Genomic DNA, 12,076 nt, shown 5'->3' with positions numbered 1-12,076 from the left:
GGCATGACCCTGGCGCGGCCCGCGGCCGACTCGGTCCTCGGTCCTGTCCCGCTCGCCGGCACCGCTGGTTCCCGTCACCGGCCTGCTGTCGTACGCCGCGTGCCGCCCCGACCTCCCGGTGTCCCGCTCGGCAGGTGGCCGGCGATCAGCGTTGCCCTCCCCACCGGCTCCGCCCTGCTCCTCGCGCCGCGCAGATGGCGGGCCGCAAGGTCCCCACATGAGTGAATTCCTTACGAACCCGTGGCGGCCGGGACGCCAACCCCCCTCGGACACGGCGGGAACCCTAGTGTCGCCGCATGCGCGTACTCGTCACAGGCGGGGCCGGATTCATCGGCTCGCACATCGTCGCCGCCCTGGTCTCCGGCGGACATGAACCCGTCGTCCTCGACGCACTCCTGCCCACCGCCCACCTCGTCCCGCCGCCCCGGCCGGCCGGCGCGGCGGGATGGTTCCCCCGGGACGTCCGCGACCGCGAGGCCGTCGCTGCGGCCCTGCGGGGCATCGACGGCGTCTGCCACCAGGCGGCCATGGTGGGACTCGGAAAGGGCTTCGCCGACGCCTCCGACTATGTCGGCTGCAACGACCTGGGCACCGCGGTGCTGCTGGCCGCGATGGCCGACGCCGGGGTGCGCGACCTGGTGCTCGCCGGGTCGATGGTCGTCTACGGTGAGGGCCGGTACGACTGCGTGCGGCACGGCCGGGTGGCACCGGGGCCCCGGGCCCGCACCGACCTGGACGCCGGGCGCTTCGAGCCCCCCTGCCCCCGGTGCGGTGCGCCGCTGGCGCCGGGCCTGGTCGACGAGGACACCCCCGCCGACCCGCGCAACGTCTATGCCGCCACCAAGCTCGCCCAGGAACACCTGGCGTCCTCCTGGGCCCGGGCCACCGGCGGCCGGGCCATCTGCCTGCGCTACCACAACGTCTACGGTCCCGGCATGCCGCGCGACACCCCGTACGCCGGCGTCGCCTCCTTCTTCCGCTCGTCGCTGGCCCGCGGCGAGGCGCCCCGGGTCTTCGAGGACGGGGGCCAGCGCAGGGACTTCATCCACGTACGGGATGTCGCGGCCGCGAACGTCCTTGCGCTGCGGACGGTTTCCAGCACGGGCCCCGGCACCTACCGCGCCTACAACGCGGGCAGCGGCACCCCGCACACCGTCGGGGAGATGGCCGACGCGCTTGCCGGGGCCTGCGGCGGTCCTGCGCCCCGGGTCACCGGCGAATACCGCCTCGGCGACGTCCGCCACATCACCGCCTCCTCGCAGCGGTTGCGCGCCGAACTCGGATGGCGCCCCCGTGTCGCCTTCGCCGACGGGGTCGCCGAGTTCGCCCGCGCCCCGCAGCGGGCCGTCGGCACGGCCGCCGCGACCTCCTGACCGCCGACGCGGCGGCCCTCCCGGCCTCCGATCCGCGCCCCCGACCCCCGACTTCCGCACCCTGCCCTCCGACTCCGACAGGAACCGATCATGATCCCGCTCACCGCCGACGTCGTACTGCCCTGCCTGGACGAGGCCGAGGCACTGCCCTGGGTCCTGAGCCGGATCCCCGAGGGGTGGCGGGCCGTCGTCGTGGACAACGGCTCGGGCGACGGATCCGCGGCCGTCGCGGCAGGCCTCGGCGCGACGGTCGTGCACGAGCCACGGCGGGGCTTCGGGGCCGCGTGCCACGCCGGGCTGCTCGCCGCCACCGCGGACTTCGTCTGCTTCTGCGACTGCGACGCCTCACTGGACCCCGCCCTGCTCCCCACTTTCGTCAAGCAACTGGCCGACGGCGGCGCCGACATGGTGCTCGGCCGACGACGGGCCGCCGCCCGGGGCGCGTTCCCGCCGCACGCCCGCGCCGGGAACGCCGCCCTCGTACGGATGCTCCGGCACCGCACCGGCGTGCGGCTGCGTGACCTCGGGCCCATGCGTGCGGCCCGCAGGGAGGCGCTGCTGGGGCTCGGCCTCACCGACCGGCGCAGCGGATACCCCCTGGAGATGGTGGTGCGGGGCGCGGACGCCGGGTGGCGCATCAGCGAGCGGGACGTGCCCTACCGGCCCCGTACCGGGACTTCGAAGGTCACCGGCACCTGGCGCGGGACCTGGCACGCCGTACGCGACATGCGGGCCGTGCTCGCCGCTCCCCCGCGCCCGGTCCCGCATCCGGCGGGTGCGCGATGACCACGCTGATGGTGATCGCGAAGGAACCCGTTCCCGGGCGGGTCAAGACCCGCCTCACACCCCCCTATGCCCCTCGGGAGGCCGCCGCGCTCGCCGCGGCCGCGCTCGCGGATTCGCTCGCCGCGGTCCTGGCGACTCCGGCGGACAGGCGGTGGCTGGTGCTGGACGGCAGCCCGGGAGACTGGCTGCCGCCGGGCTTGGAGGTCGTACCGCAGGTGGCTGGGGGGCTCGACGAACGGCTGGCCGCGGCCTTCGCCGCGTGCACGGGACCGGCCCTGCTCATCGGCATGGACACCCCGCAGGTCACCCCTGAGCTGCTCGGGGAGGCCGTCGCGCCCGGCCCGGACGGCGCCGACGCCTGGTTCGGACCGGCCGTCGACGGCGGATTCTGGGCGATCGGCATGGCCTCGCCCGACCCCGCACTGCTGCGCGGTGTACCCATGTCGACGGCATCCACCGGCAGGGCCCAGCGCGACCGGCTCGTCGCGGCCGGCCTAACGGTCCGTGACCTGCCGACGCTGCGGGACGTCGACACCGCCGCCGACGCCCGGCTCGTCGCCGCGGAGGCGCCTGGCACCCGCTTCGCCGCCGCCCTGGCCCGGCTCACGCCTGCGGGCGCCCGGTGAGTGCCCGCCTCGCGCTCCCCGAGGCGCGTGCCTGGTCGTCAGCCGACCCGTACGCCACCGCGCTGCGCACCGGTCGCGGCCCGCTCTTCCTGCACCGCGCCGACGGCTGGCTCCTCCCGCTCGACGTCGAGCGCTGGTGCGCCGCCCCCGACGCCGCCGACCGCACCGTCATCGCCGCCTGCCGGGGGGCCACCCTGGACATCGGCTGCGGGCCCGGGCGCATCGTCACCGCGCTCGCCCGCGAGGGCCGCGAGGCACTCGGCATCGACATCAGCCCGACCGCGGTGGGCCGCGCCCGCGCCGCCGGCGGCACCGCGCTGCTGCGCTCCGTCTTCGACCCCCTGCCCCGAGAGGGCCGCTGGCGGACCGCGCTGCTGATCGACGGCAACATCGGCATCGGCGGCGACCCCACCGCCCTGCTCACCCGGGTGCGGAAACTGGTACGCCAGGACGGTCTGGCGGTCGTCGAAGCAGCACCTCGCGGGGTGTCCGACGACCTCGACGAGCGAAGCCACGTCCGGCTGCACGACGGCAGCGGTGCCCACGGCGCCGCCTTCCCCTGGTCCCGGGTGGGGCCGGCCTCCCTCACCCGCCACGCCTGCGCGGCAGGCTGGACCCCGCTCTCCTCCTGGACGGCGGACGACCGGCGGTTCGTCGTCCTCCGGCCCGACTCGGCCCCGCGGGGCGGGCGTTGAGCGGTGGCGTGCCGGGCGCGGAGCGCCTCGTCGCGATGTACGGGGGCACGGGACCGCCTGCGGGTCGACTGCCCGACTGCCGGGGAACCGCCGGTACGGCACGCGTCCCGAGGCGTCGGTGCGACCGCGGCCGGGTCCGATCTTCCGCGTCGGCCGTGGAGGCCGCAGGGCCTATCCGACGCTTCCGCCTTCGACGGCGAAGGCCGCGGACGCGAGGGCTTCGGCGCCCTGCGCCCTGATCTCGGCCAGGAGCCTGACGTTGGCGATGCCCTTGACGAGGTATCCGCTGACGCCGGCCGCGGCCATCTCGGCGCGCGTTCCCTGGTCGCCGTATGCGGAGAACACCAGGACGCGCACGCCGGGGACGGCACGGATGATCTGCTGGGCGGTGTGCGGGCCGCCACCGGGGAAGCGCACGTCCAGCACCACGACGTGCGGGCGGCAGGCGACGGCGAGCCGGATCGCCTCGTCGGCGTCCGCCGCGCTGCCGGCCAGGTCGAGGTCGGGCTGGGCCCTGACGACCTCGGCCAGCGCCGCGCGCAACGTGTCGTTGTCGTCGCAGACCAGCACCCGCAACGAGGCTCCGGGCGCGGCGGCGGGCGTCACGGCACGCGCCGGACGGCGCTTCGGGGGGCGAGGCTCCCGAGCGGGCCGCCGGGCAGCGGTTCGTCCAGCGCCGCGGTCGGCAGGTCGGGCACCCAGAACTCCACGGTGCTGCCGCTGCCTGGCTCGCTGCGCAGATTCCACCATCCGCCGGCCGTCTCGGCCCGCTCGCGCATCTCCATCAGCCCGAAGTGCTCGCGCAGCCCGTGCGGGGGCGCCGGGTGGCCGGTGCCGTCGTCGGCCACCCGGATCAGCAGTCCCTCGTTCTCGGTGGTGATGCTGACGTGCACGCTGCGCGCCCTGGCGTGCTTGCGCACGTTGAGCAGCGCCTCCTGCACGATGCGGAAGATGGTGATCGCGGTCTCGGGGGCGGGTTCCCTCACCAGGGTGTGTTCGAGGGAGGGTTCGAGCCCCCAGCCCCCCACCACGTCGGCGAGGTGCTGGGAGAGCGACTCGACCAGACCGTGCCGGTCGATGCCGGGCGGCTGGAGCCGGAAGGAGAGGTTGCGCAGGCGGCCCACCGCCTCGCGTACCGACACGTCGAGCCGGGCGAGCTCGCTCGCGTAGGGCTCACCGGCCTGGTCGGCCAGGAGCTGCAGCCGCATTCCGACGGCGACCATGGCCTGGATGGAGTCGTCGTGCACGTCCCAGGCGATACGGCGGCGTTCCAGCTCCTGTGCCTGCACCAGGTGGGCGAACAGGCGGCGGCGTTCGGTGAGTGCCTGCTCGGCGGCGCGGCGCTCGGTCATGTCCCGGGTCACCTTGCCGAAGCCGCGCAGCTCGCCGGTCCTGTCGAAGAGGGGGGTGATCACCACGTTGGCCCAAAAGCGCGTGCCGTCCTTGCGGATACGCCAGCCCTCGTCCTCGAGCCGGCCGTCGGCGACGGCCGACTCCAGCTCCAGGTACGGTTTGCGGGCGGCGATGTCCTCCGGCGGGTAGAAGACCGAGAAGTGCCGGCCGATGATGTCCTTCGCGCTGTAGCCCTTGATCCGCTCGGCACCGGCATTCCAGGTGGACACGTAGCCCTCGGGGTCGAGCATGAAGATGCCGTAGTCGAGGACGCTGGTGACCAGCAGGGTGAACGCCATCTCGTGCTGGGCGGCGGTGCCTGCGGGCTCCGCGGGGCTGCTCCCGGTCATCGCAGCAGGCCCTCGCGGCGGGCCACGGCGACCGCCTCCAGCTGGGAGCGGGCGCCGAGCTTCGCCAGGACCCGCTGGACGTGATTCCTCGCGGTGTTGAGGGCGACGCCGAGCTGCAGGCCGATCTCGGCGGTGCCAAGGCCCTCGCCGAGCAGGTCGAGGGTCTCCCGCTCGCGCGGTGTGAGGGTGGCGCCCAGGTCGGTGGTCCGTCCGGTCAGCCGGTCCAGGGCTCCGCTGAGCAGGCCCTTGCTGAAGGCCACTTCGCCCGCGGCGACCAGGCGTATGCCGTCCTGCAGTTCGCCCAGGTTGCCGGCCTTGAGGATGAGTCCCGAGCCACCGGCCTCGGCGACGCGGGCGGCCACCGCGGGGGTCGCCTCGCCGGTCAGCACCAGCACCCGGGCGCCGGGCGCGGCTGCCTTGAGCGCGCGGATGCCGGCGATGCCGTCACCGTCGGGCAGCCGCCGGTCCAGCACCACCACGGCGGGACGCAGTCGGGCGGCCCCGGTCAGCGCGTCCGCCAACGACAGGCACCGGCCGACCACTTCGAGGTCGCCCGTGCGGTCCAGGGCGAGCCGGATCGCCTCGGCCACCATGTCGTGATCCTCGACGAGCAGGATGGTGATGCGCGCACCGGGGGCGCGCGGCACGTCAGCCGGCGCGCTCTGCGGTGTGGAGGGCATCAGGAGATCCTCGGTGGCAGACGCGGCACGCTGTCGGCGAACACCTCCACTGCGCCCGTGAGGGCGAGCAGCCTGGCGACTTGCGGGCGGGCGCCCGCCAAGCGCAGCTCCGTACCGATCCTGTCCGCCGTGGCCTTGGCCTCCAGCAGCACGTTGAGCCCCGAGCAGTCGCAGAAGGCCAGCCCCCGGATGTCGAGCACGACACGGGCAGACCTACGGGCGAAGCAGTCCGCGAGGGCGGAGTGCAGCTCCGCGGTGCCGTCCAGGTCCAGTTCGCCGACGAGCCGGAGGCAGGGCGCATCGGGGTCGAGGTGTGTGCTGACGTGGAACACCGGAGTGATCACGCGGCGCTTTGTCTCATGCGGCGACCCCTACCCTGGGCAATGGGCACCACCCCAGACTAGTGAGTCTGCACCAGAAGGGAAACCGCTCCCCGGAGGAATCACGGCGACCTTGCCGACGAACCGTCACTCATCCGCCGTCGGCTGGACCCGTGAGGGCCTGTCGCCGCCCCCCGGACCCCGAGGGGCGGCGACAAGTCCGGGCCTCCGGCGCGACGCTGCGTGTGCGGAAGGCTGGTGGGTCGGGGTGGGCCGTGCCTGTCGGTGTCATGCGGCGTCGAGGGCTTGGGTGATCTTGCGGGCCATCTCGGCCATGGTGGGGGTGGGTTCGCCTTTGTGGGTGCGGGCGGCGGTGTCGATGGCGATGAGGACGGTGGTGCGGAAGTTGCCGGCTTCGGTGGGGTCGTGCTTGGTGAGCAGGGTCATGGTGGCGGTGAGGGCGGGCAGTACGCGGTCGGCGAGTTCGGCGGTGGACTTGCCGCCGAGGTCGCCGATCTTGGACTTCTCGGCGAGGACGTGTCCGATGGGGCCGGTCGCGGAGGCCAGGGCGATGGAGCCCTGGGTGGCGGACTTGTGGGGTGAGCCGGTCGCGTCGGCCGCGGCCATGAGGGAGACCGCGCCGTAGGCGGCGGTGCGCAGGGTGAGCTTTTCCTGGTCGGTCAGGGCGAGGGGGAGGGTGGACATGGCGGGTGCTCCTTCGGGTCTGCCGCGCTCCCCCGGGGTGGGGGCTCGCGGCGCGCTGCCTGATGACCGAAGACTGCGCGCGGCTGCTTTCACCGCGGCCACAGCACGGTTTCAGGCACCCGGCCAGGTCCGAAACCGACAGCACACGCCCCCCTCGCCCCCCGCAGGACCCGCCGTGCGGTCACGCGTGCCGGGCGGGCGGAAAAGGCCTCGCTGCCTTCGCGCGGCGGTGGTTAGGGTGCGCGCATGGAGCCAGCCGATTTCTACACCGGCATCGTCGCGCGGATGTACGCGCCACTGAAGGCCGTCACCCCGGATCCGGAGCCCTACGCCGCCTTCGTCGAGGAGGTCGGTTCACCGGCGCTCGAACTCGGGTGCGGGGACGGAGAACCGCTGCTCGAACTGCGGCGGCGCGGGCTGGACGTCGAGGGCGTCGACTCCTCAGCGGACATGCTGGAGCGGTGCCGGCAGCAGGCGCGGGAGCAGGGTCTCGACGTCGTCGTCCACCATCAGCGGATGGAGGCGCTCGACCTGCCGCGCCGCTATCGTGCGGTCTTCCTCGCAGGGCCGACGTTCAACCTGCTTCCCGACGACGCGACCGCACTTGCGGCCCTGCGGGGAATCCGGCGCCATCTCGCCCCGGGCGGCGCCGCGCTGGTCCCGCTGTTCGTCCCCACACCCACACCCGCGGAGCAGATCGGCCGGGTGCGTACCGCCACCGACGACGACGGTGCCGAGCTGCGTGTGTCGATGTTGTCCGAGGAGCGCGACCCGGCAGCGCGGACGCAGAGCGCGGTGCTGCGCTACGAACGGCGTCACGGCGGGCGGAGCACGGTGGAGGACCGCACCTGGGTCCTGCACTGGTACGGCCACGCGGATTTCGAGGGGCTCGCGGCGCAGGCAGGCCTGAAGGTGGTGTCCGTCGCGGACGCCCTGGGTGGTGAGGTCGTGAACCACCGCCTGGAGAAGGCGGGTTGAGGGCGGACGCAGGATGTCGCGGGCTTCGGCGCCCTGAGATTCCGCGCCAGGCGGGGTTCCCCGGCGAGGCGGCCAGGCGGTGTCAGGCGCCCGCTCGGCGGATTCCCCGCGGGTCCGCACCCCGGGGGGGAGGGACGGGTCACACTGGGTCCATGTCTCCTCACCGCAAGGCACGTGCCGCCACGTCGGTCGCCGCGCTGCTCGCCCTCGGTTCCTTGCTCGCCGGCTGCTCGGGCTCTGACGGCAGTCCGAAGCAGGCGCCACCGGTGAAGTCCTCGCCGGTGAGGACCCCACAGGTGACCACCCCGCCGGTGCGCACCACCTCGGCGTACACGGCGAGCCGCAAGGGCTCCGGAGTGCCGACCGACCAGGAGATGCGCCTCACCGCCGACCGGCTGCGCAAACGCGCCACCGCCCTCGGGATCCGGGACACGCAGGTACGGGTCGACGGCAGGGTGATCACCATCGTGTCGCCCGCCGGCAGCGCCGACCGGCTGCGGAAGATGACGGCCCCCGGGGTGCTGGAGTTCCGGCCGGTGCTCGACCCGGCCGCCGCCGGGCGGAACGGGCTGCAGAAGGCCTACGGCTCCCTGGCCTGCGACCACGCCGCGACACCGGCACCCCCGCGGCCGGGAAGTCCGGCGGTGGGCTGCGACCGCCAGTCGGGGCAGAAGTACCTGCTCGGGCCGACCGCGATCGGCGGCACGGACGTGCGGAGCGCGACCGCGGCCTTCGACCGCGTCAGTGGCAGCGGATGGGTGGTCGACCTCTCCTTCGGCCCTGCGGGCAGCAGCAAGTTCACCAAGGTCACCGGCACCCTGGCGCAGCTGACCCCGCCCGCGAACCAGTTCGCCATCGTCGTCGACGGAGAGGTGCTCTCGGCGCCTTCCGTCGTGTCGGCCATCACCGGCGGCAAGGCGCGGATCAGCGGCGCTTTCACGCAGGATGCCGCCCAGGACCTCGCGGCCGCGATCTCCAGCGGTGCGCTGCCGTTGCAACTGACCGTCGGGGACGTCTCCACGACGTCGTGAGTCGGTCCCGACGCCCGGGAGTTGACGCACGGACCCGCGAGCGCCGGGGACGCGGCTGAGCACGGCCCATCACTTCGGCCTCGGCGGGTAGGCGGCGGGGATGAGGCGTTGGGCGTGGGGTGTGTGGTTCACGGTCGCGGGGTGGCTGCTGGTGGTCGTGGTGGCCCACCACCCGCAGCGGGCGCGGGGGCGCGGGGTGCCGTGGAGTACGGCGGGCGTGTGGGGCGCGGTCGCGGTCGCGGCGGGGTGGGCCGCGGTCGGGACGTGGGTGCTGTGGCGGCGGCGCCGGATTCGCTGAGCGCGGCCGGCACGCCCGCGGGCCCAGCCCCGGCGCGGCGCGGTCCCTTCCGGTCCCGGTGTCCGGCCTCCCCGTGTCCGGCGGGGGCCGCTCCTCACGGCGGAAGCCGTCAGACGATCTCGAAGCCCGCCGCGCACGCCCCCAGCCCCGCGGCGAAGAACAGCAGCCAGATCCCGATCCGCCTGCCGGTGGAGTCCCTGCCGTAGGCACGGGCGGCCAGCCGGCCCGCCCCGGCGACGACCAGTCCGACGGCGATCAGCAGCACTCCCAGGACGGTGGCCATCTCACCGCCCCCTTCCGTACGGCTTCAGCAGGCCCCAGCCGACGATGCCGACGACGAGGCGGAAGATCAGCAGGACGACCACGACTGCGGCCGTGCCGTCCGGGATCGCCGCACCCCGCCCGTATGCCAGTTCCACGAGGCTTCCCCTCTGCTGCGGTGGGCGGTCGACCCGGGTGGCCTTCCGCGTGCACGCCTACCCGGTACCGGCCTGCCGACGCAGGAGGGCCCCCTCCCGCTGTCGGCGCCGCCGCGGTACGGATCCCGCGGGCGCGGAACCGCCGATGCCGTACGCCGAACCGCCGGTGCGGTGGAAATCGCTGGGCAGGCGGTCACCGATGGCCGCGGTCCGGCCGCGGACGGGTAGGGCGGGAGTGGGTGCGTGCGGTGATGGGTGATGGTTAGGCGTTTCCTGGCGGTGGGCCCGGATCCGGGGCAGGTCGCGCTGGCCAGGAGTTGGGCCCGCGGCCAGGTGGACGGCTTCGCGTGGCCGACCCGCGGGCACCCCGACGCGGGCCAGGTGGCACTGGTGGTCTCGGAGTTGGTGACGAACGCGGTGCGGTACGCCGGAGGCGTGGTGGGCGTGTCGATGGTCTTCGGAGCCCGCGGGGTCCGGATCGTGGTGAGCGACGACACCGGCCCGTCAGCGCTGGCGCCGCGGTCCGCGGGGACGGGTGCCGGTGTGCGGGGGCTGAGCATCGTGGCCGCGCTCGCCAGCGACTGGGGCGCGGTGCCAACCAGGCACGGCAAGCAGGTGTGGGCCGACCTGACGGGCACCGGCGTCCCCGCGCGGCGGTCCGCGCCGGGGCGGGTGCTCGAAGGACCCGGCAGCTGGGACCTGGCTCAGGACTGCTTGAGCTGCTCGGTGGTGACCGCGGGGAAGAGCACGTCGGCGCCGGTGAGGTCGAGCAGCCGCTGGACGGTGCTGCTGACGGCCAGCAGGCGGACGCTCCCGGCGTTGTCCACCGCCTTGTTGCGGGCGTTGAACAGGGCGCTGAGGAAGGTCGAGTCGGCGAAGGTGACACCGCTCAGGTCCAGGACGAGATGAGGGTGGTGGGCCAGGGCCGCGTCCAGCGCCGCGGCGAACGGCTCGATGTTGTCGAGGTCCGACTCCCCCGCGACGGTGACCACGCTCGGCTCACCGAACTCGGTGGCCACGGTCAGACGGGAGGATCCGTCCGAGGATGGAACGGGTGAGGCATCCATGAACGCTCCAGGAACTCGACAACGCACTCGCACAATCGTTCCACACAATCCCGGGTCAAACCATCAGCCGCCCCCGGTCCGCGGTGAGCCCTCCCGCCCGGCGGGTGGGACCGTGCTGGACGGCCCACCTGCCACCGCCCGCCAGGCCCGCCCCCGGGGCTCGTGTGGCCTGCCGGGCGGGTCGCGGCCGTTGAGCTGATCCGCGGGGACGCTCCCGCGAGGCGGCGCCGCCCCCTCCCGCCCGGTCGGCGACAATGCGGGCAGGCCGGCGGCGGTGCGCGGCGGCCGGAACGGGACGACGAGCGGAACGGGGCACGCGGTGGCCGTACTGGGACTGGGCCTGGCGGCTTTGGGCCGCCCGGAGTACCTGACGGTCGGTCACGGGGACGCCTTCGGCGCCGACCGCTCCGTGGCCGCCCTGCGCCGGCGCTGCCACGAGGTCTGCGACGCCGCCTGGGCCGGCGGGGTGCGCTGGTTCGACGCCGCCCGCTCCTACGGCCTGGCCGAGCAGTTCCTCTCCCAGTGGCTGATCGAACGACACATCAGGCCGGCGGATGTCACCGTCTCCTCGAAATGGGGCTACACCTACACCGCGGGCTGGCAGCCCGAGGCGCGGGTCCAGGAGGTGAAGGACCACTCCGCCGCCGCCCTGGCCCGGCAGTGGCCGGAGACGCGGGCCTTCCTCGGGCCCTGGCTCGACCTCTACCAGGTCCACTCCGCGACCCAGGAGTCGGGCATCCTCGGCGACCCGGCGGTCCTGCAGGCACTCGCCCGGCTCGGTGTTCCCGTGGGCCTGAGCCTGAGCGGGCCCGGGCAGGCCGGCACGCTCAGGACCGCCCTGGCACTGCGCATCGAGGGGCAGCCCGTCTTCCACGCCGTGCAGGCCACCTGGAACGTACTGGAGCCCTCGGTCGGCCCCGCCCTGGAGGAAGCCAAGGCAGCGGGGTGGACCGTCATCGTCAAGGAGGCACTGGCCAACGGGCGCCTCGCCCTGCCCGGCACCACAGGCGGCGCTCTCGGCGACCGCCCGGACCAGGCCGCCCTCGCCGCGGCACTCGCGCAGCCGTGGGCCGACGTCGTCCTGTCCGGCGCCGTCACCACGGAGCAGCTGCACGCGAACCTCGCCGCGGCAGCCGCGCCGCCGCCGGACCCTGAGCGCTACGCAGCACTGGCCACCGACCCCGACGCCTATTGGAGCCAGCGGTCCGCCACCCCCTGGACCTGACCCCGGCCCGCCCGCCAAGCCGCACCGGGCACAAGGGACGGCGCGGGCCCGCCGGCGAGGAAAGGTGACGCCGCCCCGGTTGCCGGGCGGGTACCCGTGGCGAAGGACCGGCCGCGGGACCGCGTCCCGTG

General features: G+C 74.5%; 16 protein-coding genes and 1 pseudogene. 9 read left to right on the top strand and 8 right to left on the bottom strand.

All coding sequences use genetic code 11. From position 1 onward, the window contains the following. Nucleotides 1-296 precede the first annotated feature (296 nt). The 4 genes from ACGFMP_RS16790 (at nt 297) to ACGFMP_RS16775 (ending at nt 3,480) form a co-directional block, all read left to right on the top strand. Nucleotides 297-1,373, top strand: a complete 1,077-nt coding sequence (locus ACGFMP_RS16790) for an NAD-dependent epimerase/dehydratase family protein (protein ID WP_393673123.1) — start codon at nt 297-299, stop codon at nt 1,371-1,373. 90 nt (nt 1,374-1,463) lie between these two features. After that, nucleotides 1,464-2,159: a glycosyltransferase family 2 protein gene (locus ACGFMP_RS16785; RefSeq protein WP_393673122.1), complete on the top strand. Its 696-nt coding sequence runs from the start codon at nt 1,464-1,466 to the stop codon at nt 2,157-2,159. Beyond that, entirely contained in the window at nt 2,156-2,785 is a 630-nt protein-coding gene (locus ACGFMP_RS16780) for a DUF2064 domain-containing protein (protein ID WP_393673121.1), read from the top strand. Before ACGFMP_RS16785 ends, ACGFMP_RS16780 begins: the two co-directional genes overlap by 4 nt. Then, nucleotides 2,782-3,480, top strand: a complete 699-nt coding sequence (locus ACGFMP_RS16775; RefSeq protein ID WP_393673120.1) for a class I SAM-dependent methyltransferase — start codon at nt 2,782-2,784, stop codon at nt 3,478-3,480. The genes ACGFMP_RS16780 and ACGFMP_RS16775 overlap by 4 nt, the downstream gene beginning before the upstream one ends. A gap of 171 nt (nt 3,481-3,651) precedes the next feature. Here the strand turns inward: ACGFMP_RS16775 and ACGFMP_RS16770 are convergent, their stop codons facing one another. The 5 genes from ACGFMP_RS16770 to ACGFMP_RS16750 all read right to left on the bottom strand — a co-directional run bounded on the left by ACGFMP_RS16770 (nt 3,652) and on the right by ACGFMP_RS16750 (nt 6,927). After that, nucleotides 3,652-4,086 (bottom strand): response regulator transcription factor, encoded by a 435-nt coding sequence (locus ACGFMP_RS16770; RefSeq protein WP_393673119.1) that lies wholly within the window; start codon nt 4,084-4,086, stop codon nt 3,652-3,654. Next, nucleotides 4,083-5,222: a PAS domain S-box protein gene (locus ACGFMP_RS16765; RefSeq protein WP_393673118.1), complete on the bottom strand. Its 1,140-nt coding sequence runs from the start codon at nt 5,220-5,222 to the stop codon at nt 4,083-4,085. Before ACGFMP_RS16765 ends, ACGFMP_RS16770 begins: the two co-directional genes overlap by 4 nt. Beyond that, a complete protein-coding gene (locus ACGFMP_RS16760) occupies nt 5,219-5,902 on the bottom strand; it encodes a response regulator (RefSeq protein ID WP_393673117.1) in 684 nt (227 codons plus the stop codon). The genes ACGFMP_RS16765 and ACGFMP_RS16760 overlap by 4 nt, the downstream gene beginning before the upstream one ends. Then, nucleotides 5,902-6,246 carry an STAS domain-containing protein gene (locus tag ACGFMP_RS16755; protein WP_393673116.1) on the bottom strand — a complete coding sequence of 115 codons (345 nt, stop codon included), beginning with the start codon at nt 6,244-6,246 and terminating at the stop codon, nt 5,902-5,904. The genes ACGFMP_RS16760 and ACGFMP_RS16755 overlap by 1 nt, the downstream gene beginning before the upstream one ends. A gap of 264 nt (nt 6,247-6,510) precedes the next feature. Further along, the gene (locus ACGFMP_RS16750) at nt 6,511-6,927 is read right to left on the bottom strand and encodes a hypothetical protein (RefSeq protein WP_393673115.1); all 417 of its coding nucleotides are present in this window, start codon (nt 6,925-6,927) and stop codon (nt 6,511-6,513) included. A gap of 246 nt (nt 6,928-7,173) precedes the next feature. Between ACGFMP_RS16750 and ACGFMP_RS16745 the strand changes: the two genes are divergently transcribed. The 3 genes from ACGFMP_RS16745 to ACGFMP_RS16735 all read left to right on the top strand — a co-directional run bounded on the left by ACGFMP_RS16745 (nt 7,174) and on the right by ACGFMP_RS16735 (nt 9,234). Then, on the top strand, nt 7,174-7,905 hold the full coding sequence (locus ACGFMP_RS16745; protein WP_393673114.1) for a class I SAM-dependent methyltransferase: 732 nt from the start codon (nt 7,174-7,176) through the stop codon (nt 7,903-7,905). Nucleotides 7,906-8,057: 152 nt separating this feature from the next. Continuing rightward, nucleotides 8,058-8,936 carry a hypothetical protein gene (locus ACGFMP_RS16740; protein ID WP_393673113.1) on the top strand — a complete coding sequence of 293 codons (879 nt, stop codon included), beginning with the start codon at nt 8,058-8,060 and terminating at the stop codon, nt 8,934-8,936. Nucleotides 8,937-9,036: 100 nt separating this feature from the next. Continuing rightward, nucleotides 9,037-9,234, top strand: a complete 198-nt coding sequence (locus ACGFMP_RS16735) for a hypothetical protein (protein ID WP_393673112.1) — start codon at nt 9,037-9,039, stop codon at nt 9,232-9,234. 109 nt (nt 9,235-9,343) lie between these two features. Here the strand turns inward: ACGFMP_RS16735 and ACGFMP_RS16730 are convergent, their stop codons facing one another. Both ACGFMP_RS16730 and ACGFMP_RS16725 read right to left on the bottom strand, forming a co-directional pair. Then, on the bottom strand, nt 9,344-9,517 hold the full coding sequence (locus ACGFMP_RS16730) for a hypothetical protein (protein WP_393673111.1): 174 nt from the start codon (nt 9,515-9,517) through the stop codon (nt 9,344-9,346). Between the two features lies 1 nt (nt 9,518). Then, nucleotides 9,519-9,653, bottom strand: coding sequence for a hypothetical protein (locus tag ACGFMP_RS16725; RefSeq protein WP_393673110.1), 135 nt, complete (start codon nt 9,651-9,653; stop codon nt 9,519-9,521). Nucleotides 9,654-9,911: 258 nt separating this feature from the next. On the opposite strand from ACGFMP_RS16725, the pseudogene ACGFMP_RS16720 reads away from it, so the two are divergent. Next, nucleotides 9,912-10,262: pseudogene (locus ACGFMP_RS16720) on the top strand (ATP-binding protein); the annotation flags it as partial. Nucleotides 10,263-10,357: 95 nt separating this feature from the next. On the opposite strand, the gene ACGFMP_RS16715 reads toward ACGFMP_RS16720, so the two are convergent. After that, nucleotides 10,358-10,672, bottom strand: coding sequence for an STAS domain-containing protein (locus tag ACGFMP_RS16715; RefSeq protein WP_393673109.1), 315 nt, complete (start codon nt 10,670-10,672; stop codon nt 10,358-10,360). Between the two features lie 367 nt (nt 10,673-11,039). On the opposite strand from ACGFMP_RS16715, the gene ACGFMP_RS16710 reads away from it, so the two are divergent. Then, entirely contained in the window at nt 11,040-11,945 is a 906-nt protein-coding gene (locus ACGFMP_RS16710) for an aldo/keto reductase (protein WP_393673108.1), read from the top strand. Nucleotides 11,946-12,076 lie beyond the last annotated feature (131 nt).

The organism is Streptomyces sp. NPDC049040, assembly GCF_043197715.1.
GTDB lineage: Bacteria > Actinomycetota > Actinomycetes > Streptomycetales > Streptomycetaceae > Actinacidiphila.
This window is presented reverse-complemented; position numbering and strand designations above follow the sequence as displayed.

Coding starts and splice junctions, on each gene's coding strand:
- ACGFMP_RS16765 (WP_393673118.1), bottom strand. CDS start 5,222: ATGACCGGGAGCAGCCCCGCGGAGCCCGCAGGCACCGCCGCCCAGCAC.
- ACGFMP_RS16790 (WP_393673123.1), top strand. CDS start 297: ATGCGCGTACTCGTCACAGGCGGGGCCGGATTCATCGGCTCGCACATC.
- ACGFMP_RS16730 (WP_393673111.1), bottom strand. CDS start 9,517: ATGGCCACCGTCCTGGGAGTGCTGCTGATCGCCGTCGGACTGGTCGTC.
- ACGFMP_RS16780 (WP_393673121.1), top strand. CDS start 2,156: ATGACCACGCTGATGGTGATCGCGAAGGAACCCGTTCCCGGGCGGGTC.
- ACGFMP_RS16735 (WP_393673112.1), top strand. CDS start 9,037: ATGAGGCGTTGGGCGTGGGGTGTGTGGTTCACGGTCGCGGGGTGGCTG.
- ACGFMP_RS16750 (WP_393673115.1), bottom strand. CDS start 6,927: ATGTCCACCCTCCCCCTCGCCCTGACCGACCAGGAAAAGCTCACCCTG.
- ACGFMP_RS16740 (WP_393673113.1), top strand. CDS start 8,058: ATGTCTCCTCACCGCAAGGCACGTGCCGCCACGTCGGTCGCCGCGCTG.
- ACGFMP_RS16760 (WP_393673117.1), bottom strand. CDS start 5,902: ATGCCCTCCACACCGCAGAGCGCGCCGGCTGACGTGCCGCGCGCCCCC.
- ACGFMP_RS16785 (WP_393673122.1), top strand. CDS start 1,464: ATGATCCCGCTCACCGCCGACGTCGTACTGCCCTGCCTGGACGAGGCC.
- ACGFMP_RS16745 (WP_393673114.1), top strand. CDS start 7,174: ATGGAGCCAGCCGATTTCTACACCGGCATCGTCGCGCGGATGTACGCG.